Raw genomic sequence first — 21,616 nt, 5'->3', positions numbered from 1 at the left:
CACCTAATAATTTTAAAAAAAGGTGTTTATTTTAACACCTTATATTCTTAAATACTTTATTTTAAAAACGGCAATTTTATTTCAAATTTTGTAGAAGCATCTGTACTTTCTACACTTATTCTTCCATTATATTTTTCTATTAATTCCTTAACAATATTTAAACCAAATCCATGATTTTTATCTAAATCTTTTTTAGTCGTAAAACCTGCTTCAAAAATTTTTGATATATGTTCTGGTTCAATTCTAGGACCATTGTTTTCTATACTTATTATTAAATTATCAATATTATTATATGTTTTAACAATTATAATTCCGATTCCATCCATAGCTTTAATAGCATTATTTATAATATTTGAAATAACTCTATATAATTCTATTTCTTGCATTTCAATCTTATCCATAGAGCCTGTTTCATCAATTATTACATTAAGATCTTCTGATTTTATATTTTTTATGATAGAACTTATTAAAGTATTATTTGAAGTATTATTTAATGTTTCATTATTAATATTGGGATTACTTTTATTTATTATATTTTTTAGTATTTGTCCAACCTCATCTAAATTTTCTCTAGAATATAAATCATACATATACGAAATCTGATTTGAATAATTATTTTTTATTTTTCTAAGTTCAGAATTTTTTTCATCTAAGACCTTATTTAATGCCAAAATTTTATTAGATTTCATTTGTATTTTTAAAAAATATGTTACTATCATTCCTACAAATATCAAAGAACTTACAAGTGCAATATTTTTTAATAACTCTGATTCTTCTTTATAAAAAATCAAATAAAAAGCCACTACAAAGTCAAGAGAAAAATTTATTATAATTAAAGTACTCATTGATGGGCCAATACTTTTAATATAATTATGAATATCTAAAATATTTTTTTTAAACAATAAGCATGTAATTGCCATTATAAATTGTGGAATATATACAATAGCAATCATTAAGTTTTCAATACTTTGTATATATATTATATTTTTTAAATACCCGAAAAACAGATTTCCAAATATAGTTAAATTAGTTACTATAAAAAAATAAATTAATGTACAACTAATCAATATACTATTGAAATTTTTCTTGTAAAATAATCCAATTATAATTATTTCAAATATATGTACAAAAAAAACACATATTGATAAATTACCAATTATATTTGTAAAAAATCCCATGATTAAAAACATTATTAAAATAATAATTGACTTTTCCACTTTAGATTTTCTATATACATCTTCTAAACAATAATCACATATATAAACAAACAATAATGCTTGTATAAATGAGTTCACAGCGTCAATTATAGTTATTGCCAAAACAAGTCCTCCTTATTATTTCTGTATTATCTTAATTTTTTCATTGATTCTGGCATTTCTTCAACACCTACTGAAGCCATAGATGCTGGGCTAGCAGTAACCATACCTTCTGTCATCATCATTAAAAATTTTCCTAAAAGTTTTCTTATCATTGTTTTTTCCCCCTATAAACTTTAAATTTTTTAAGTATAAATCATATTGTTAAGTATAATTTTTTAAGTTTAATAAATATTATTAAACTTGTCTTTTACTAAACATTAGCATAGCTTGAAATAGGATTGTCCATGTTATAAGTTCATATAAATTACTATATTTATATAAACTTATTGATATTATTCCAAGCATTGTGGAAATTGTAATTCCTAATAGTCTATTTTTTTTAATAATTGAAGGACGCGTAATTGGCATTTTAGAATTTATTACTGGAGCTGTATTCCATATGCAAAATAGACTGATTGCAATTAAAATACAATTACTTATAAAACTAAGTTTAGAATGTAAACTTAATTCTATAACTCCAGTTGTTATTAGCAATGAAGCTATTAAACACTTTATTTGAGTTTCTTCATGATATCCTCCTATAAAAGGCTTAGTAACACACATTATTCCAATAATGATAGCACTTTCTTTAAAATATCCTAATATAGAGAATATAACTATTATAGAAATTAATTTTATTAATTCAAAAAACAATAGTGTAGCTATATATTGCATTTGCTCACATTGTTCTTTATCATATCCATTGTAATCTGATATATTTTTTACACCTTTTTTTATAACTTGTCTCACCATTACTCTTTTTACCATCTTTTCTATTTTTTATCCTTATGTTATATTGTATACTTTTTTTACATATTATTCAATATAATACAACAATTTTCTTGAAATTCTATATTTTTTATACATTTTAAGTAAAAAAATACTTTATTTAAAATACTTTGAATTTATTCGTATAACATATAATAATCTTTTACTCTTTAGGAGATAATTCTTAACTTTTATTAAAATTATATATTTAAATTACACACAATTTTTAAATATATATCTTCTAATTACTAAACTAGTTAGTGATAGGATTTATAAATATTCTAAGATTTATATTAGATAATTCTGGTTGAAAACCACAGCTTTCTTAAAAATATATATTTTAGAAATCACAAGGTGATTTCACTCTTAAATTATCAATCGTCCATTGTCAATTCAAAAATATCTCTTTTACCTTAAATTTTATACTTTTCTAGACATAAAAAAGGCGCTTATTATTATTAATAATAAACACCTTAATAAAAACAAATATCTATTTAATTTTCAATTACTTGTCCAATAGTTTCTTTGTCTTCAGTTTTAACAATAAATTCAACTAACCTAGTTCCATAAGGAAGACATAATTGTATAAATGGTCCGATTGTTAACATAGATATTATTGTTCCAATCCATACTTTCCCACCTAGTAAAAATCCTACTATTAAGTATGTTGCATCTAAGCTCATACGAATCCAACGATATTGGAATTTTGTTTTGTCTTGTATAATAAATGGTACTATATCATTAGGCGCAACTCCTAAATTAGTTGCTGAAAGTATTGAAAAACCTACCGCTATAATAAATTGTACTAAAACAATTAATAAAGCTTTTATAATTATATTATAAGAATCAATTGGTAACATTGAAAATATTTTTATTGAAAAATCTATAACTGGCCCTACACCTATAAGACAAATAAATGTTCCAATGTTTATACGTTTTCTATCAACCAATAAAATTATAGCAGTTAATACAAATAATATTAACATATTAGCCATTCCAGGTGTACTATGCAACACTTTAGATAACCCTTGAGTAAAAACAGTAAACGAATCCGATCCTATATTAGTTACTAGTGATAGACCTACTCCAAATTGAATTATTGTCATTCCTAAAAAAAATAAAATTAGTCTTGTTATTAAGTTTTTTTTGTTCATACTTTCCATCCTTTTCTAAAATCTTTATTACAACTAATATTCAAAATTCCCTTTATTTAACCATATTACATTTAATATTATATTTCTTTTCTATATTTATATAGGCATAAAAGTATTTTACATTACAAGACTGAATTTGTCAAAAACATTCAAAAGTAATCATTTTCATTCAATCGATTACTTGAAAATAAAGCCATTTTTTAAATTTTTATTGACAATAAAGTCGAAAATCGTTAAGACTTATTTTATATTCATTTAGCATCTCTATAACTGTATTTCTAAATGTATTTTCATTAGATTTCTTTTCTGAAATTTTAATATTTTTATTAACAGTTTTATTACTATGTTTACTTTCTTTATATTTTTTTGTTAATATTTCAGCTGTTTTTACTAATAAATCATCCCAATCATCAACTTTAACTATATCATTATTTAATTTAAATGCTTTAGGTTCTTTAGCTGAAAAATCCTTATATATTTCTATACCATTTTCAAAATTAAGATCATTATCTATATTTTTATTTCCAATTTCTTCTACATTCTCATCTATCTCTTCAACACCATTAATTATAGTTTCTTTAATACTACTATTTTCATGTTCATATTCTGTTTCCATCCATTTTACATACTCATTAATATTTTTAATCATATCATAGACTTCTACAGATATTTTTCTATAATAATTACTTAATTCAAAATTTCTTTCTGTCTTTATTATATTACTTGATTTGTCTTCAATATAATCTATAGTATTTTCTAATGTCTTAGATAAACCATTTAATGATTCTTTAATCTCAACAGACATTGGTGAAAATTTATTAATTATATATTTAATAGTTTCCTTATCAAGTATACATAAGCTATTATTCTTTATATTGTTTTGATATTCTTTATTTTCAACTTCTTTTTTTTCACTTATCTCATTAAACATTTTTGCTGTCTCTAATTCAGCATCATTTTTCTTACAAAAACTCTTTCCTAACATAATCCCACTCCCTTAAATTACTCTATATTATACCCTTAATATTATTTTACCATATTTTTCTAAATTTGATAATAAATTTAAAATATAATTTTATTGATATTGTTTATCTTATATATTTTTTTAAAATTTTATCTCCTAGTAAACTTAATATTTATAAAACAAAAGCCAATTTATCAGCAAAAATATTTTGCATATAAATTGGCAAGTTTATTATATATAATTCTAAATTAATAGTATTATATATATATTGAATTTATATATATATTCCAATAAAGTTTATTCATTAATATAACTCTTAGAATATTTATAAATCATACTACTAATCACTATAGTCAGGGACTTATATAGAAAATTTATGATATATATGCTTATTATTATTAATTAAAGATATAATTTTCTATAAAAATTATATAAAAGATTATAAATCTATTAACTTAATTCAAATATATATTAAATTATTTTTTCAATTAAACTTCTTGATACCATTATATTATTTAGATCAATTTTCTCAGGATTAGTAAGAAGTGAAACACTTTTAAGCCATATAACTCCATCAACTATAATATTAGACTCTATTTCTTTTGTTGAGTCTTGATCATAAACTTCTTCTAATTCTTTATCTTTTGTCAATACCACAATTCTTCTGCATGCTTCATCTTGTTCAGCAAAAATATTAAAAAAGCTATTATAACTTTCAAAAGACTTTATTGAAGTAACCACTTTTAAATATAAACCATATTCTTTTGCAGCCTCTAAAGCATTTATATAATTATCCTCCATTTATACATACCTCGTTTCATATTAAGTTATTTATATATTTTAGCTAATAACACTATATTTTTGCAAATATATTTTTAAAACTAAGTTATAGTAACTATCTTATAAAATTAATCAAATCTATAAATCTTAATTATATAATCAGTTGCATAAATTAATTATATTTACTTAAGGCACATTCAAAAAAATAATATAAAAATAGAGGATAAGTACTTATAAAGTCTCATCCTCTATTTTATATGAATTTAATGCTATATTTTAAATTAATATTGTTAATATTATAGTATCAGGGTGAACTAACATTGGAATTTATTTTTTATAACATAGCCTAATCTAAAAACATTTTTATATCATCTTCAACATTTGTTATTCCACCAATACCAAAGTTTTCTACTAAAACATTAACTACATTTGGTGAAAGGAATGCTGGAAGTGTTGGTCCTAAATGAATATTCTTTACACCTAAATGTAATAGAGATAAAAGAACTATTACAGCTTTTTGTTCATACCATGCAATATTAAATGCAATCGGTAATTCATTTATATCTTCAAGTTCAAATACTTCTTTAAGCTTTAATGCAATTAATGCTAATGAATAAGAATCATTACATTGTCCTGCATCTAGAACTCTAGGAATTCCACCTATGTCACCTAAATCTAATTTATTGTATTTATATTTTGCACATCCTGCTGTTAATATAACAGTGTCTTTTGGTAATGCTTTTGCAAAATTTGTGTAATATGATCTAGTCTTGTGTCTTCCATCACATCCAGCCATAACAAAGAATTTCTTTATAGCACCAGTTTTTACTGCTTCTACAATCTTATCAGCTAATGATAATACTTGGTTGTGAGCAAATCCTCCAATTATTTCTCCTTCTTCAATTTGAGTAGGTGGTAAACACTTCTTAGCTTGTTCTATAATTACAGAAAAGTCTTTATTTCCATTTTCATCAGATTGAATGTGAGCACAACTTTCAAATCCTGCTGCTCCTGTAGTATACATTCTATTTTTATAGTTATCCTTATCAGTTGGTGGAACTATACAGTTTGTAGTCATAAGTATTGGACCATTAAAAGTTTCAAATTCTTCTCTTTGTTTCCACCATGCATTTCCGTAATTTCCTACTAAATGCGAATATTTTTTTAAATTTGGATAGTAGTGAGCTGGTAACATTTCTGAGTGAGTATATACATCTACTCCAGTTCCTTCAGTTTGTATTAATAATTGTTCTAAATCTTTTAAATCATGACCTGAAACTAATATTCCTGGATTTTTACCTACTCCTATATTAACTTTAGTTATTTCTGGATTACCATAGCTTTCTGTATTTGCTTTATCAAGTAATGCCATTCCATTAACACCAATTTTACCTGTTTCTAATGTTAAAGCTATATATTCATTTATAGTTACACTATTATCAGCTGTTAATGATAATGCTTTTTGCATAAATGCACATATTTCTTCATCTTCATATCCCAGTGCATTAGCGTGTTTCATATATGCTGATAATCCCTTTAATCCATAAGTTATAAGTTCTCTTAAACTTCTTATATCTTCATTTTCAGTTGCTAATACACCAACTGAACTTGACTTGGCTTCCATTTCTTGTCTAGTTTCAGCATTCCATATTGCTGCTGAACTTAGATTCTCTTTGTTTTTTAATTGTGATAATAATTCTTCCTTTAAATTTAATGTTTCTTTAATTCTTCCATAAAAAATTTCATTATCAAAATTAGCATTAGTTATTGTAGTAAATAAATTCATAGTTACTATAGTATTAATAGCTCTTGATACCTTTATTCCTTCTTCTCTAGCTTTTGTTGCTACTTCTGATAAACCTCTTGTTACATATATTAATAAATCTTGAAGTTTTGCAAGTTCTGGCGTTTTACCACATACCCCTTTTATTGTACAGCCTGTACAACCTGCTGCCTCTTGACATTGAAAACAAAACATTTTATTATCCATAATTTAAATCTCCTTTATCTTATATATTTATAAAATTTATTAATTTCTTGAAATCTGCTTTATGTGCTTATTTTATATTTAAATAAGTTAAACTTCGGTAACATACGTTACAAAAATTAAAATATTTTAAAATAAGGCTATGTTTTAAGTGAATGTTGATATTGTAGTATAAAGCTCATGGACAGGGGAATTTGCTTTAAGAACTCTAGAATATCAGCACTGTTTTAAAACATAGCGTAAAATAAAAAAGAATTAACTCTTTCGAATTAATTCTTTTTTATTTCTCTGTATTCTAAGTAAATTTAAAATTTCTATATTTATCAGGCTTGTCTTATATATTTTAAAATATAGTCTTAAATTGAAATACTATATTATTTTAATATCTTTTGAATAAGAGGATCATTTTCTACATGAGTATCACTAATTAAAAATGCCTCATATAATCTTTCAATCCATTCATCTTGTAATTCTTCATCGTGATGTACATAACAAATAGTATCTTCTGTAGTAATTTTATCACCTTTTTTACAATTAATTTTAAGGCCTACACCATAATTAATACTATCTTCTTTTTTAGCTCTTCCTGCACCTAGCAACATTGCTAGTATTCCAAGTTCCTCAGAATGTATCTTTTCTACATATCCTTCTTTTCTACATTTAATTTCTGTTATAAATTTTGATTTTGGAAGTAGTGTAGTATCTTCTACCATACTCACATTACCACCTTGATAAGTCACCATTTCTTTAAACTTTTCAAATGCTTTACCTGATTTAACTGCATCTTGTAATATATTACGTGCTTCTTCTTTAGTACTACAAATCTTTCCTTGCATTAGCATAATTTCTCCTGCTTGCATGCATAATTCAGTAAAATCTTTTGGACCATTTCCTTTTAAAGTATCTATTGCTTCAATTACTTCTAACGAATTACCTATAGTGTTACCAAGAGGTTGATTCATATCAGTTATCATAGCCATTGTATTTCTTCCAAGACTATTACCAATTGAAATCATTGCATTTGCAAGTTCTGTTGCTTCTTCAACAGTACGCATAAATGCTCCTTCTCCATATTTAACATCTAAAAGTATAGTATCTGATCCAGATGCAAGTTTCTTAGACATTATAGATGATGCAATTAATGGAATAGACCTTACTGTTGATGTAACATCTCTTAATGCATATAATTTCTTATCTGCTGGTACTAAATCACCAGTTTGACCGATAATAGCTACCCCTATTTCTTTTACTTGTTTAATAAATTTTTCTTCACTTAAAAAACAATTAAATCCTTCTATAGATTCTAATTTATCTAATGTACCACCAGTATGTCCAAGCCCTCTTCCTGACATCTTCGCAACTTTTAATCCGCATGCTGCTACCATTGGTCCTAAAGCCATAGATGTTTTATCTCCTACACCACCAGTTGAGTGCTTATCCGATTTTATTCCCTCTATACTACTTAAATCTATAACATCTCCACTATGCATCATAGCTTTTGCTAAATATGCAGTTTCTTTATCAGTCATGCCATTTAATACAATAGCCATTAATAATGCACTAGTTTGATAATCTGGAATAGAACCATCTACAACACCATCTATCCAAAACTGTATTTCTTCATTACTTAATTCTAAATTTTCTCTTTTCTTATCAATAATATCTACAAAACGCATATTTTAATCCTCCCAAACCCATAAGTCTATTTTTCCTTTAACGGAAACGTTTTCTCTGATGTCCTAAAATTAATATAATTTATGGAGATATTTAAAAACTAGTTAAACATCTCCATATAATTATATAAACTATACATATATATGTTCTAATTAAGTTAATACATTTATAATATTTTATAGAATTTTTATATAAAATTATATCTTTAATTAATAATATATAGTTAGAAGCATCTATATCATTAATTTTCTATATTAGTTCATTATTTTTAATGTAACTTAATATCCTAATACTTCTTTTCCTTTTATCATATTAACTGCTGAACTTGTACCAATTCTGTCACAGCCTTCACTTATAAACATTTCAAGATCCTCAACACTTTTTACTCCACCTGCTGCTTTAATTTTTACATTTGGACCAATGTGTTTCTTGAATAATCTTACATCTTCAAGTGTTGCTCCACCTGTACCAAAACCAGTAGATGTTTTAATATAATCTGCACCTGCATCTGTTACTGATTTACACATAGCTATTTTTTCTTCTTCAGTTAAATAGCAAGTTTCTATTATAACCTTTAATATCTTATTTCCAACAACTTCTTTTAATGCTCTTATTTCTTCTGTAACTTTATCATATAATTTATTTTTAACATCTGTAATGTTAATTACCATATCAATTTCACTAGCTCCATCCTCAAGAGCCTTTTTAGTTTCAACTATTTTAGCTTCTGTTGTAGAATAACCTAAAGGGAATCCAACTACAGTACATATATTAACCTTATTACCATATTTTTCATGTATACGAGAAATATAACAAGCTGGGATACATATTGATGCTGTATTATATTCAATAGCTTCATCACATATTTTTTGAATATCCTCCCATGTTGCAACTGCCTTTAATAGTGTATGATCTACATGTTTTAAAATTTCTGAATTTGTCATAAATACCCTCACTTCTCCAGTGATATCAAATTATTTTTAACTTAAAATTTATTTTATTTATATGTCACTGGTCATATAATGATTTATTAATATATTAATTTTAAAATTTAATCGTAATATATTATAATTCTCTTTAACTTTATTTTAATATCATAATGTTATAACGTCAACATTTTTTGTTAAAGTTCAAACATTTGTTAAAGTATATCTTATAATTATCATGTTTTTATTCTTAATAATTATAAGATATACTAAATATTTTGTATTATACATAAAATAATGTTAGAATATAAACAAATTTACTTATATTTAAATAATAATTAACATTAAATATTTGAAGAAATGGTGATTAATTAATGAATAAAAAATTTCAAAGAGCAAATAAGCTTATAGAAATATTAAAGGAAAAAAACGGAGCTTCTGTCAAAGAATTAGCAGCAATATTAGGTGTTTCTGAAATGACTATTAGACGTGATTTGAATGTATTAAAAGCAAATAATATTGTAAGCAATGTATACGGTGCTACTATATATAATCCAGCAAATAATATTGAAAAATTAAGCACTTCTTATGATATTAATAATGAATTAATAAGACAGGAAAAGGAAAAAGCTAAAATAGGTAAAGCTGCTGCAAGCCTAATACTGGAAGGTGATATCATTATTATAGATGCTGGAACTACTACTGAAAAATTAGCGCAAAGTATTAATGATGATATAAAATTAACGGCTTTATTTTATAATATAAATATATTATTAGCATTAAAGAATAAACAAAATATTAAATTAATTTTTTCTGGTGGATATTTTCATCCTAATACTCAAATGTTTGAAAGTACAGAAGGAATTTCTTTAATTAAAAATATAAGAGCAACAAAAGTATTCATTTCTGCTGCTGGTATACATGAACAATTAGGTGTAACCTGTTCAAATAATTATGAGGTACCAACAAAACGAGCTATAATAGGATCTTCTTTAGAAAAAATATTGCTTGTTGATTCTGAAAAATTTGGCATAGTGAAATCTTCGTATTTTGCTAATTTAAATGAATTTAATACTATTATAACTGATTCTAATATTCCTAAAGAATGGATTGAACATATTCAAAATCTAGGAATAAAATTAATTATTGTTTAGGGCACATCGAAGTAAATAACAAGTCCAAATTTTATTGTGCCTAAGATTATACTATATTTTAATTAGATATCAGCATTATCATATAAATAACATTCTTAATTTCATACAATTAAATATTACAAAACAGATATTTATAAATTTTTATAAATAAAAACCATGCATATACAGGAGTTTAGATTCCTATTTATGCATGGTTTTTGATCTTATATTACAAATATCAGGCTATTTTTAAATATCTTTATTTTTATGATAATAACTAAACAGACACTTAATTAAATAATTCTTCTTCCAATCCATTTATATTTATAATCTTAATTGTATTTCTATCAAATTCTATATATTCCATATCTCTAAGTTGCATTAATTCTCTTGATAAAGATGGTCTTGGTATCCCCATATTAGATGATATTTCTTCTTTACTCTCTTTTAATACTATAGTTTTACTTTTTTGTTTTTTAGATTCTTCTAATATGAAATTTATAACCTTATGTTTAATACTCTTAAATGATATATTTTTTATTTTTGAATTAAGCATCAATACTTTATTACTTAATAAAGACATAAAATTCTCTAAAAATTTTTCTTCTTTTAAACACAATTTTATAATATCTTCTTTTTTTATATATAATACTGTACAATTACTAAAAGCCATTATAGTAGCTGGATAACTACCTTTTTTTGAAAAAATTAAAGCTTCTCCAAAAACATCGTTATTCTTTAATCTTTTTAAAACAATATACTTTCCACTTAAATATATTCTTTGAATTTCAACTATTCCATCTAAAATTATCCCCAAAGTATTACATTTATCATCTTCTGATGCAATAACTTCCCCCTTAACATATGACTTTAAAAAATATTGTATATTAGATATTACATTTTCTATATTCTCTTCGCTAATACCCTTAAAAAATTCATTTTCTTTAATTTTCATTATTATATTTTCCATATTAAAAATAAGAAGCCTCCTAACCAATGTAGAAAAAATTTACTACTAAATCTATAGTTTTGACTATGTTTTATATTAATAATTATTTTCTATTCAAAATAGAACAAGATAATCCTAAAGCTAGATAAAATCAATCTTTTAGTTACTGAAAATTCTATAACTTGCTGTATAAATAAGAAGTACTATTCAAAATACATTATAATAATTTGAAATAGTACTTCTTTATACACTACTACACTAATTTAATTTATTCAACTATTAACTTTTTATTATCAAAATACTCTTTAACAAATTTAACTACAACACCTAAAACAATCCCTATTACTGCTGGAACTACCCAACCAAGTCCTTTAGAATAAAGAGGTAAATTAGAAAATATTTTAACCATAACTTCTACGTTAACACCTGCTTGACTTAATGCATCAATAACACTTACTACTCCTGTAAATAAAATTGCTGAACAATATACAATCTTACTCCCATTAAAAATATTATCTGTTATTCCAAGTACTATAAGCATTATTGCTATTGGATATATTGCATTTAATACTGGAACTGATACTGATAAAATTTTTGTCAATCCCATATTTGCAAGCACCATACTTGAAATAGAAAGTATTCTAACCCAAGTTTTATAACTTATTTTTGATGTTAATGTTGTGAAATATTCACTACAAGAAGTTATAAGGCCAACACAAGTAGTTAAACAAGCTACTGTAAAAATAAGTGCAAGTAATATAACTCCTGGTTTTCCAAATAAATAAGTCATAACATTTGTAAGAGTTTGAGCTCCATTTTCAGTTACTCCAAATCTACCTCCTGATGTTGCTCCTAAATGACCTAACATAGAATAAATTATTACTAATAATCCTCCCGCTATTACTCCCGCTTTTATAGATGTTGAAATAACTACTTTTTCCTCGCTTATCCCTTTGCTCCTTATTGCAAAAGCAATTACTATTCCAAAGTTTAATGCTGCAATAGTATCCATAGTTAAATATCCTTCTAAAAATCCTTTAACAAATGGTGAAGATAAATACTCCCCACTAGCAGCCCCATAACCTCCTAGCGGTTTAAATACACCAGCTATAAATACTATTGATATTAAAGTTAATAAAATAGGTGTTAAAACTTTACCCATACGATCTACTAATTTAGATGGTGTTAAGCATAACCAATAAGCTACTGAAAAAAATACTAATGTATATATAAATCTTGCTAATGTAATTGAAATTAATCCCTCTGGTAAAAATGGTGCTACAGCCATTTCAAAAGGCAAACTTCCTGCTCTTGGAATACCTAAACATGGACCTATTGATAAGTATATTAATACAGTAAATACTATTGCAAAAATTGGATTAACCTTACTTGCTAAATTTTTTAACCCACCAGATTTAGCTACTGTAATTACTCCCAAAACTGGAAAACCAACTGCAGTTATAAAAAATCCAAGCATAGCTACCCAAGTTGCCCCCCCTGCTGATTGTCCAAGAAATGGTGGAAATATTAAATTTCCTGCTCCAAAAAATAATGAAAAAAGCATTAAGCTTATAAGTCCTAAATCTTTTCTTGATAAATTTTTCATTTTAAAATCCCCCTTTTTTATAATAAATAACCTCTTTTTTTATAATAATTAACTTCTTTCTAATGTCACTTTCAATACTCATATAAATGCCCCCTTAAATATAAAAATACCCCGTCCCAATAAAAGGGACGAGGTTTAATCGCGATACCACCCTAATTCTATAAAATAATTATATAAAAACTCAATCATTTTATAGCTCTTAGTAACGTACTAAATAATACGCCTTTCTTTTAACGGTGAAATTCCGTTGAGACTTACTTTAAACATAGTTCAGCCTCACTTCTCCGAGATGATTTTCAGTTATACCCTGAACATTAGCTTTCATCATACGCTAACTTTCTGTAGAACAGTAAATATTACTTACTTTTTCTCTTCTTAGAATTTTGTTTTTAATTTGTAATTAGAATACACCTTCATTGACTCACTGTCAATATTGCGCTTATTTTTTTAATATTTTCATAAAAAATTATATTCTTTTTTAGTTTTTATATATTTTTCAAGTTAAAACAAATCCTTTTTTTATCAAATTAGAATATTTTAACCAATTCTTTACATATTTAATTTAATTATATATTTATTCTAAGCAATCCTATTAATTATCAAAGTAATATATCATTGCTAAACTAGCATAAATAACTATTTCTTAGTTTCAAATTAACTTAAAATTTTATATTAAAGATAATAAGTTTATATTAATTAAGTAAAATGCTATATTTTTTTTATTAAATTCACTTATATAATTGTGAAATTTATTATATTTGCTTTAAATATAATCATAAATAATCTTATCTATTATTTTTACAATTATAATCTAAAATTCATATAGTCATTAATACTTTATACTTATAAAAATAAATTATATATTATTATTCTAGAAACAAATTAAATTTTATTAATAATATAATTTCTTATAACAAAAACAAGGGTTAATTCTTAATAAAAATCAATTTCCATTAAGAATTAACCCTATACTAAACAAAATTATCTTCTATTTTGTTCTTTTTTAGCTCTTCTACAATCTACACATCTTACAGGTTCATTAGTGAATCCTTTTTCTTTATAGAATTCTTGTTCACCTACTGTAAAAACAAATTCTTTGCCACAATCTCTGCATACTAAAGTTTTATCTGTCATATTAAGTTCCTCCTTTTGATCAAAGATTAATATATTGATTCATATAATTCTCTAAAAGGAGAAATTTACATATCTATAAAAAACCTTTTTATATTTCATCTGTACTCTTATACTAACATATATAAAATAAATAGCAAGCTTTTTTTATTTTATATACGTTAGTATTAAAATGCAACAGATTTATCTAACAAATTACTTGCTTCATCATTAGAAAGATTCTTAGATTGACTTATTTCTTCAATTAACATCCTTTTTGTTTTACGTAACATATCTTTTTCACTTGAATTTAATTGATGTTGTATTTTTATTTGAGTAAGATTACAGAAAACTTCTAGATAGTCCTCCAAAGTTCCCGATTTTATTTTAGTATTATTAATAGCTGCTCTTTCCTTAAAATTAGATTTATTTAAGTCATCTATGTTAGTTACAAATTCATTTATGTTTTTTAAATTATTATCTAAAATTTTTGAATCACTTATCAATCTAATATTAGATATCTCTGCTTTACTACATGGTAATGTTAATTTCATTGTATTATTAAATAAATGTATTTTATAATAACTTTGAGCTTCCCCTTTAAACGTTCTTTCCTCTATTACATCAACCATTCCTACACCTTGATTTGGATAAACAACTATATCTCCTACGTTAAACAAATAATCAACCTCCTTATATACTATTCTTATAGTATAACACAATTAATTATTTTTATAAAATTATTATTTTATCATAAAAATATATCAGTGTCAACAACCAAGGTCAAGCATTATTTCGTTTCCCTTATTTTACAATATTTTGATATAATATCCATTAAGTATATAGCTAATTCTAATGTATTACTGTTCTTAATTTTTCATTTAATCACTGCATATCTTTGATTGATATAGAAATTTTATTTATTCTTTGGTTTTGTTCTTCAGTTATAGCTAATGTTTCTTATATAAATGCAGAATTCTCTTTTGATATAGCTGAAATATACGTTGCTTTATTTAAAATCTGTATAAATATCCCTTTTATATTTTCTATTTTAATATGGTCTTCTCCATTTATTATTTAATAAAAATAATAAACTACATTCCAAATTACTTAAATAGATTATAATTTTATAATAAATTACTTGAATAACTTAAAATTTTTCTTAATTTGTACATAATATTACATAATTTCGAATATATTATTGAGAAGCTACAAAAATTACCATATAATTATATATAAATATACTTTTTTAATAACAATTTTGAGGTGAAATTATGGATCATAAAAAGATACATATGAAAAAAGATTATACAATGCATGATTTAGAAAATATTTTAGATAATATTCCATACGAAGTATGGCTTAAAGATACAGACGGAAATTATAAATTTATTAATAAAGCTTTTGCTCAAAGAGTAAAACTTTCTAAAGAAGAAATTATAGGAAAAAAAGATATAGATTTTAAACAAAATAATATAATTCAAACATTTAATAAAAATGATCAAAAAGTAATAAACAATAAAATACGTATTTTACAAGAAGATAAATTAAATATTAACGGAGATGAAAAATGGTTTAAAGTTCATAAACTCCCGTTTAAAGCACAAGATAAAAATTCTGATTGGATTATGTCTTTTTCAAGGGAAATAAGTTTATATAAAAAAGTAGATAATATACTAAAATCTGAAATTGAAAAAGGTCTTGAAACAGAAAAAGAGTTAGAATTATTTTTAGAAACTGCTACTGATTTATGTGGAATAATATCTACAGATGGAGCTTATAAAAAAGTTACTAGTAAATGGACAAAAACATTAGGATGGAATAAAGATGAATTATTAAAAATGAAACTTACAGATTTAATTCATGAAGATGATATAGATAAATCACTTGAAATAATAGACCTATATTCTATAAAAGATAAAAGCTCTGTATTAACAAATCGATTTCGTTGTAAAAATGGAGAATATAAAATTATTGAGTGGAGTTGGAATTATATAGAGAAATCTGATTCTATTATTTTGACTGGAAAAGATAGAACCGAACAAAAAAAATTAGAAGAAGAAAAAAAGATTTTAGAAGATGCTATTGCTTTAGAAACCTTAAAAACAGAATTTTTTGCTAATATATCGCATGAATTTAGAACTCCAATCAACATAATACTTACTACTGTCCAATTGCTTTCTGTTAATTTACATAATAATTGTACTTGCTTTAAAGAAAAAGCAAAATTAATAAAATATATAAAAGGCTTAAAACAAAATGCTTACAGATTATTAAAACTTGTAAATAACTTATTAGATATAACCAAAATAGAGGGTGGCTATTATGAATTAAAACTAAAAAATTGCAATATAATTGATCTTATTGAAGAAATAGTATTATCAGTTGCTGACCACATTGGTAACAAAGGTAGAACTATAATATTTGATACAAATGAGGAAGAATTAATACTTGCTTGTGATCCTGAAAGAATTGAAACTATAATATTAAACTTATTATCAAATGCAGTAAAATACACAGAGAAAAATGGTGAAATTAATGTTACTTTAAATGTAGACAAAGAACAAGAAAAAATATTTGTATCTGTTAAAGATAATGGAGTTAAAATTGATGAAAAATATGCAAAATCTATTTTTGATAGATTTACCCAAGTAGAAAATTTATTAAATAGAAAATGTGAAGGTAGTGGTATTGGCTTATCACTAGTGAAATCTTTAGTTGAATTACATAGCGGTACTATTTGGGCTAATACAACGCTTAAAGAAGGTGCTGAAATAATATTTACCCTTCCAATTAAAGAAATTGAAAATCAAGATGGCATAGAATTTGAAACTAAGGTGTTAGATGCAAAAATTGAGAGATTCAATGTAGAATTTTCAGATATATATTCTATGTAATTAATATATATGTTCTAATTAAATTAATACATTTATAATATTTTATATAATTTTTATAGAAAATATTATCTTTAATTAATAATATCTAATTAGAAGCATATATATAATAAATTTTCTATATAAGTTCCTAACTATACTGATGAGTTAAAACATTTATACATATTCTAATATTTATATTTTGGAACTTATATACTTAATACATTATAACTAAATTTTATCTAAGTTTTCAAAATACATAATTAAAGAACTGTTTTAAAATTAGATTTTCAAAACAGTTCTTATATTTTTTATATAATTAAATATTCAAATCCTTACTAATATTTAAGAAATAAAAAAACATTATACTTTTTTTGTACAATGTTTTTATATTTTAAATGTTTATTTTTCTATTGCTAATTATAGCAAATAATAGGTGTTCCTGAACTAATGTTATCATATACTGCCTTTGCTACATAGTATGGTGCATTTATACATCCATGTGAACCATTTGTCTTATAAATCTCGCCTCCAAATTCTGATCTCCAACTTGCATCATGAAGTCCAATACCTCCGTTAAATGGCATCCAAAAACAAACAGGTGAAGCATAGCCAGTGCCTCTTAAAACAGTGTCTTTTTGTTTATAATACAATCTATAAACTCCATCTGGTGTTGCACATCCATTACTTAAATTACCAGTAACAATATCTCCTTCTACAATAAGATATCCGTCTTTGTAATACCATAAATGTTGATTTGCCATATTAATTTCTACAAATGTTTCTCCAATATTACTAAAATAACTTGCTGCTGATGTTTGATAATATATTGGATGCTTTGATATAGTTTGTCCATCTTTTATATTCTCAATTAATGCTTTTGTTTCCTCTTCACTATCAATTTTCCAACTATGGTTATTACCATCATATCCTCCACTAACCTTTATTGTATTTCCTAACAATGAAGTATAAGTATATGCCATAGCATCTACATAAGCTTTTGCCTTAGATTCATCAAAAATAACTTGAAAATTTTCGTCTATTCCAATCCAATCTTTTATTATAGAAGCATCTAAAATTTGAGTATTTCCAGCAAAATTATAAGTTATGTTTGAAGATATATATTTATTAAGAACATTATATGCATATGAAACTATTGGAGAATTTTCAACAAATCTAGGATTCTCATAACAATCACTATATTCTAAACTTATAGATGTATCTCCATTTAAAATTGCTTTTACTACATTAGCATATAGTATATCTTTTTTAACTTTATTCCCATAAATCTCTTTTGTAAGTACATATGAATTATTATTATATTCAAGTTTAGCATTTTGAGGTTGAATTATTTTATTATTATCAAAGCAAGATAGTTTATTTAAACATTGATTTAATAAATTTTCATCATAAGAAATTACTTTAGGAATATCTTCACTATATTTTAATCCTATATCATTTCCATGAATCTCTTCTATTATTCCTCCCCTTTCTTCTAATGTCAATGTATATGATTCTGATGATATTTCATCATTATATTTATCTAATGTTTTAGCTGAAACACCAATAGTATTAGTTAAAATAGACAGGTTAAATATAAAAAATGTGCTAAAAATAAAAACTATACTCCATTTATAAATTTTATTAAATATTGTTATCCTTGCCATTAAATATCCCCCCAAAAATTAAATTAGTACTAACTATACAGTAATTATTAAAAGTAATATAAGTTTCAATAAAGTTTGTTCATTAATATAAATATTATTTTAATTTCATGTTTTATATTATACCATTTTTTTCCAGTAAAAAGGAAATATTTTTTATATTTGTGGCACAAAAATGTTTTATAATAAATTTCCAAATATGTAGTATAATTCATTATTTTATGCAATGCATATTTCGACTTTTTATTTGCAATTTTATAATTTTTTTTATATACTAATCTATATTTTGTATTTAAAGGATACTTTTAAAAATATTTTTTCTAAAATTCTAGTATTTAATTAAGATTTTATTAAATATTACGATAGATAATTGTATACTTTATTAAATAACTAAGCAGGGGGAAACTTTAATGAAAAAATTTAAATTTAAAAGCCTAAAACATCAATTGTTACTATGTTTTATAGCACTAATAGTAATTATGTGTACAGGCATATCATTAATTTCTATGTACATATCAAAACAAGCCTTAATTTCAACTGTTAATATTACTTTACCTGAAGTTGCTAAACAAGCAAGTTCTTCTGTAGAAAATGCAATTACTACTCAAACTAAGATTTTAGAAACTTTAGCTAATAACGATAAAATTAAAAATGAAACTACACCAATAGAAGAAAAATTAGTATTACTTTCAGAAATTGCAAAACAAAATAGTTATTTAAAGATGACTATTTTAGATGCTCATGGAAATGGTTTTAATACTGATAAGCAACCATTAAGTCTAGGTGATAGAGACTACTTTAAAAAAGCTATTTCTGGCATAAACTATGTATCTGATCCAATAATAAGTAAAGCTGATAATAGTTTAGTAGTTGTATATAGTGTACCTATAAAAAATAATAATACTATCATTGGTGTTTTAACTGCCGTTAGAGATGGTAATGAGTTAAGTGGGTATACTGATAATATTAAATTTGGAACAACAGGTACTGCTTATATGATTAATAAAGAAGGTACTATAATTGCACATAATAACAAAGAACTAGTAATTAATCAAGATAATGATTTTGAAAATATAAAAAGCGATCCTTCACTAGAATCTATAGTTAAAATAGAGAAAAAAATGGTTAATGGTGAAGCTGGTTCTGGAGATTATTCTTACAAAGGAAAAAATAAATATGTTGGATATGCTCCTATTAAAACTACGGGTTGGTCTGTAGCTATTGTTGCTGAAAAAGATGAAGTTTTAAGTGAAATAGGTCTTTTAAAATTAGTTATAGGAATAACCCTAACTATATTTGTTTTATTGGGTTGTTTTATAGTATTACTTCTATCATCTTCTATTATAAAACCTATAAAATCATCAATGGAACAATTAAAATCTATATCTGAAGGTGATTTAACATTAAATATTTCAAAAAAACTTTTAGATAGAACTGATGAACTTGGAGAAATGGCAAAATCTATAGAAACTATGAAAACTTCTATGATTGATATGATTGATAATATAAAATCAAATTCTTCTAACATAGACACCCAAAGTAATACTTTATTAGCATTATCTAATGAAATGTCATGTTCAAGTAACAACATTTCAATTGCTACTAATGATGTTGCTAAAGGAACTGTAGGACAAGCTCAAGATTTAGTAGATATCACTGCTATATTACAAAATTTCAGTGCTAAATTAGATGATATGGTTAAAGTTATAAATGATATAGACTCTAATACAAATAATATAAAATCTAAGGCTTATTCTAGTAATACAGATATGGAAACTGTTATTCAATCTGTTAATAATGTTAATAATGCATTTAATGAGTTAATTATAAAAATACAAAGTGTTGGTTCTAATGTTACAAAAATAAATGAAATAACTAATTTAATAAATAGTATATCTGAGCAAACTAATCTTCTTGCATTAAATGCAGCCATTGAAGCCGCAAGAGCTGGTGAATCTGGTAGAGGTTTTTCTGTTGTAGCAGATGAAATAAGAAAACTTGCTGAGCAAAGTAAAGATTCTTCTTTAAGTATTTCTAACTTAATATCAGAAATATCTATAGACACAAACCTTATGATTAATACTACTGATACTATGAAAGATGAACTTAAAGCTCAAGAAAATAACATATACACTGCAATGAAATCTTTTGAAACAATTACAGTTGCAGTTGATGATATAACACCTAAAATTGAATTAGCTAATAATTCTGTTAATGATTTAAACGAAAATAAGGAAAGTATTTTAATTAAAATAGAAACATCATCTTCAATTGCTGAAGAAGTTTCTGCTTCTGCTGAAGAAATAGCAGCATCAACTGAAGAAATGAATAAGTCTACTGAAGAGTTATCAAATTCTGTGGAATTATTAAATAATATGAGTAATGAAATGACTCAAAATGTAAATAGATTTAAAATATAAACTATGTTTTAAAATAGTATTTATATTATAATACAAATCTTATTTATATATAACTTTACTCTTAAAATATGATAGTGGTTAATTTTGTGTAAAAACAAAATTAACCACTATCTTTATTTAATTTAAAATAGAAAATATATAAGTTTCAATAAAATTTGTTCATTAATACAAATCTTAGAATATTTATAAATGATATTATTTATCAGTATTGTGAAGAACTTATATATAAAATTTATTCTGTATATGCTTC

General features: G+C 24.2%; 17 protein-coding genes and 1 other annotated feature. Of the genes, 3 read left to right on the top strand and 14 right to left on the bottom strand.

The window, feature by feature from the left end:
- Positions 1-56: 56 nt before the first annotated feature.
- The 9 genes from ACYUET_RS09225 to deoC all read right to left on the bottom strand — a co-directional run bounded on the left by ACYUET_RS09225 (position 57) and on the right by deoC (position 9,629).
- On the bottom strand, positions 57-1,319 hold the full coding sequence (locus ACYUET_RS09225) for a sensor histidine kinase (protein WP_460279025.1): 1,263 nt from the start codon (positions 1,317-1,319) through the stop codon (positions 57-59).
- 26 nt (positions 1,320-1,345) lie between these two features.
- Positions 1,346-1,471, bottom strand: coding sequence for a hypothetical protein (locus ACYUET_RS09220; RefSeq protein WP_460279024.1), 126 nt, complete (start codon positions 1,469-1,471; stop codon positions 1,346-1,348).
- Between the two features lie 82 nt (positions 1,472-1,553).
- Positions 1,554-2,126, bottom strand: a complete 573-nt coding sequence (locus ACYUET_RS09215; RefSeq protein ID WP_460279023.1) for an accessory gene regulator ArgB-like protein — start codon at positions 2,124-2,126, stop codon at positions 1,554-1,556.
- A 494-nt stretch (positions 2,127-2,620) separates the two neighbouring features.
- Positions 2,621-3,280 carry a YczE/YyaS/YitT family protein gene (locus ACYUET_RS09210; RefSeq protein WP_460279022.1) on the bottom strand — a complete coding sequence of 220 codons (660 nt, stop codon included), beginning with the start codon at positions 3,278-3,280 and terminating at the stop codon, positions 2,621-2,623.
- Between the two features lie 208 nt (positions 3,281-3,488).
- A complete protein-coding gene (locus ACYUET_RS09205; protein ID WP_460279021.1) occupies positions 3,489-4,265 on the bottom strand; it encodes a viral A-type inclusion protein in 777 nt (258 codons plus the stop codon).
- A 450-nt stretch (positions 4,266-4,715) separates the two neighbouring features.
- Positions 4,716-5,045, bottom strand: coding sequence for a hypothetical protein (locus tag ACYUET_RS09200; protein WP_460279020.1), 330 nt, complete (start codon positions 5,043-5,045; stop codon positions 4,716-4,718).
- 325 nt (positions 5,046-5,370) lie between these two features.
- Positions 5,371-7,014: a hydroxylamine reductase gene (gene hcp, locus ACYUET_RS09195; protein WP_460279019.1), complete on the bottom strand. Its 1,644-nt coding sequence runs from the start codon at positions 7,012-7,014 to the stop codon at positions 5,371-5,373.
- A 371-nt stretch (positions 7,015-7,385) separates the two neighbouring features.
- Complete coding sequence (locus ACYUET_RS09190; RefSeq protein ID WP_460279018.1) at positions 7,386-8,687, bottom strand: pyrimidine-nucleoside phosphorylase; 1,302 nt, start codon at positions 8,685-8,687, stop codon at positions 7,386-7,388.
- 276 nt (positions 8,688-8,963) lie between these two features.
- Positions 8,964-9,629 carry a deoxyribose-phosphate aldolase gene (gene deoC / locus ACYUET_RS09185; protein ID WP_460279017.1) on the bottom strand — a complete coding sequence of 222 codons (666 nt, stop codon included), beginning with the start codon at positions 9,627-9,629 and terminating at the stop codon, positions 8,964-8,966.
- Positions 9,630-9,985: 356 nt separating this feature from the next.
- On the opposite strand from deoC, the gene ACYUET_RS09180 reads away from it, so the two are divergent.
- On the top strand, positions 9,986-10,765 hold the full coding sequence (locus ACYUET_RS09180; protein ID WP_460279016.1) for a DeoR/GlpR family DNA-binding transcription regulator: 780 nt from the start codon (positions 9,986-9,988) through the stop codon (positions 10,763-10,765).
- A 268-nt stretch (positions 10,766-11,033) separates the two neighbouring features.
- Here the strand turns inward: ACYUET_RS09180 and ACYUET_RS09175 are convergent, their stop codons facing one another.
- The 4 genes from ACYUET_RS09175 to ACYUET_RS09160 form a co-directional block, all read right to left on the bottom strand.
- Positions 11,034-11,714: a Crp/Fnr family transcriptional regulator gene (locus tag ACYUET_RS09175; RefSeq protein ID WP_460279015.1), complete on the bottom strand. Its 681-nt coding sequence runs from the start codon at positions 11,712-11,714 to the stop codon at positions 11,034-11,036.
- Between the two features lie 247 nt (positions 11,715-11,961).
- On the bottom strand, positions 11,962-13,299 hold the full coding sequence (gene brnQ, locus ACYUET_RS09170; RefSeq protein ID WP_460279014.1) for a branched-chain amino acid transport system II carrier protein: 1,338 nt from the start codon (positions 13,297-13,299) through the stop codon (positions 11,962-11,964).
- 121 nt (positions 13,300-13,420) lie between these two features.
- Positions 13,421-13,685, bottom strand: a binding site (T-box leader).
- A gap of 595 nt (positions 13,686-14,280) precedes the next feature.
- Entirely contained in the window at positions 14,281-14,433 is a 153-nt protein-coding gene (locus ACYUET_RS09165) for a zinc-ribbon domain-containing protein (protein WP_460279013.1), read from the bottom strand.
- 164 nt (positions 14,434-14,597) lie between these two features.
- Positions 14,598-15,089, bottom strand: coding sequence for a CarD family transcriptional regulator (locus ACYUET_RS09160; RefSeq protein WP_460279012.1), 492 nt, complete (start codon positions 15,087-15,089; stop codon positions 14,598-14,600).
- Between the two features lie 594 nt (positions 15,090-15,683).
- Between ACYUET_RS09160 and ACYUET_RS09155 the strand changes: the two genes are divergently transcribed.
- Positions 15,684-17,306, top strand: a complete 1,623-nt coding sequence (locus ACYUET_RS09155; protein WP_460279011.1) for a sensor histidine kinase — start codon at positions 15,684-15,686, stop codon at positions 17,304-17,306.
- A 392-nt stretch (positions 17,307-17,698) separates the two neighbouring features.
- Here ACYUET_RS09155 and ACYUET_RS09150 read toward each other — a convergent pair whose 3' ends face one another.
- The gene (locus ACYUET_RS09150) at positions 17,699-18,949 is read right to left on the bottom strand and encodes a L,D-transpeptidase family protein (protein WP_460279010.1); all 1,251 of its coding nucleotides are present in this window, start codon (positions 18,947-18,949) and stop codon (positions 17,699-17,701) included.
- 407 nt (positions 18,950-19,356) lie between these two features.
- Here ACYUET_RS09150 and ACYUET_RS09145 point away from each other — a divergent pair, with 407 nt between their 5' ends.
- Positions 19,357-21,366 (top strand): methyl-accepting chemotaxis protein, encoded by a 2,010-nt coding sequence (locus tag ACYUET_RS09145; RefSeq protein WP_460279009.1) that lies wholly within the window; start codon positions 19,357-19,359, stop codon positions 21,364-21,366.
- Positions 21,367-21,616: the final 250 nt, after the last annotated feature.

It is taken from the genome of Clostridium sp. CTA-5 (genome assembly GCF_054768135.1).
Note: the sequence above shows the minus strand (reverse complement) of the source record. Positions and strands in the feature narration are given on the sequence as shown.

Excerpts from the sequence above, each read along its gene's own strand:
- brnQ (WP_460279014.1), bottom strand. The coding sequence starts at position 13,299 with ATGAAAAATTTATCAAGAAAAGATTTAGGACTTATAAGCTTAATGCTT.
- hcp (WP_460279019.1), bottom strand. The coding sequence starts at position 7,014 with ATGGATAATAAAATGTTTTGTTTTCAATGTCAAGAGGCAGCAGGTTGT.
- ACYUET_RS09145 (WP_460279009.1), top strand. The coding sequence starts at position 19,357 with ATGAAAAAATTTAAATTTAAAAGCCTAAAACATCAATTGTTACTATGT.
- ACYUET_RS09165 (WP_460279013.1), bottom strand. The coding sequence starts at position 14,433 with ATGACAGATAAAACTTTAGTATGCAGAGATTGTGGCAAAGAATTTGTT.
- ACYUET_RS09205 (WP_460279021.1), bottom strand. The coding sequence starts at position 4,265 with ATGTTAGGAAAGAGTTTTTGTAAGAAAAATGATGCTGAATTAGAGACA.
- ACYUET_RS09210 (WP_460279022.1), bottom strand. The coding sequence starts at position 3,280 with ATGAACAAAAAAAACTTAATAACAAGACTAATTTTATTTTTTTTAGGA.
- ACYUET_RS09200 (WP_460279020.1), bottom strand. The coding sequence starts at position 5,045 with ATGGAGGATAATTATATAAATGCTTTAGAGGCTGCAAAAGAATATGGT.
- ACYUET_RS09190 (WP_460279018.1), bottom strand. The coding sequence starts at position 8,687 with ATGCGTTTTGTAGATATTATTGATAAGAAAAGAGAAAATTTAGAATTA.
- ACYUET_RS09155 (WP_460279011.1), top strand. The coding sequence starts at position 15,684 with ATGGATCATAAAAAGATACATATGAAAAAAGATTATACAATGCATGAT.
- ACYUET_RS09220 (WP_460279024.1), bottom strand. The coding sequence starts at position 1,471 with ATGATAAGAAAACTTTTAGGAAAATTTTTAATGATGATGACAGAAGGT.
- ACYUET_RS09175 (WP_460279015.1), bottom strand. The coding sequence starts at position 11,714 with ATGGAAAATATAATAATGAAAATTAAAGAAAATGAATTTTTTAAGGGT.
- ACYUET_RS09215 (WP_460279023.1), bottom strand. The coding sequence starts at position 2,126 with ATGGTAAAAAGAGTAATGGTGAGACAAGTTATAAAAAAAGGTGTAAAA.
- deoC (WP_460279017.1), bottom strand. The coding sequence starts at position 9,629 with ATGACAAATTCAGAAATTTTAAAACATGTAGATCATACACTATTAAAG.
- ACYUET_RS09180 (WP_460279016.1), top strand. The coding sequence starts at position 9,986 with ATGAATAAAAAATTTCAAAGAGCAAATAAGCTTATAGAAATATTAAAG.
- ACYUET_RS09150 (WP_460279010.1), bottom strand. The coding sequence starts at position 18,949 with ATGGCAAGGATAACAATATTTAATAAAATTTATAAATGGAGTATAGTT.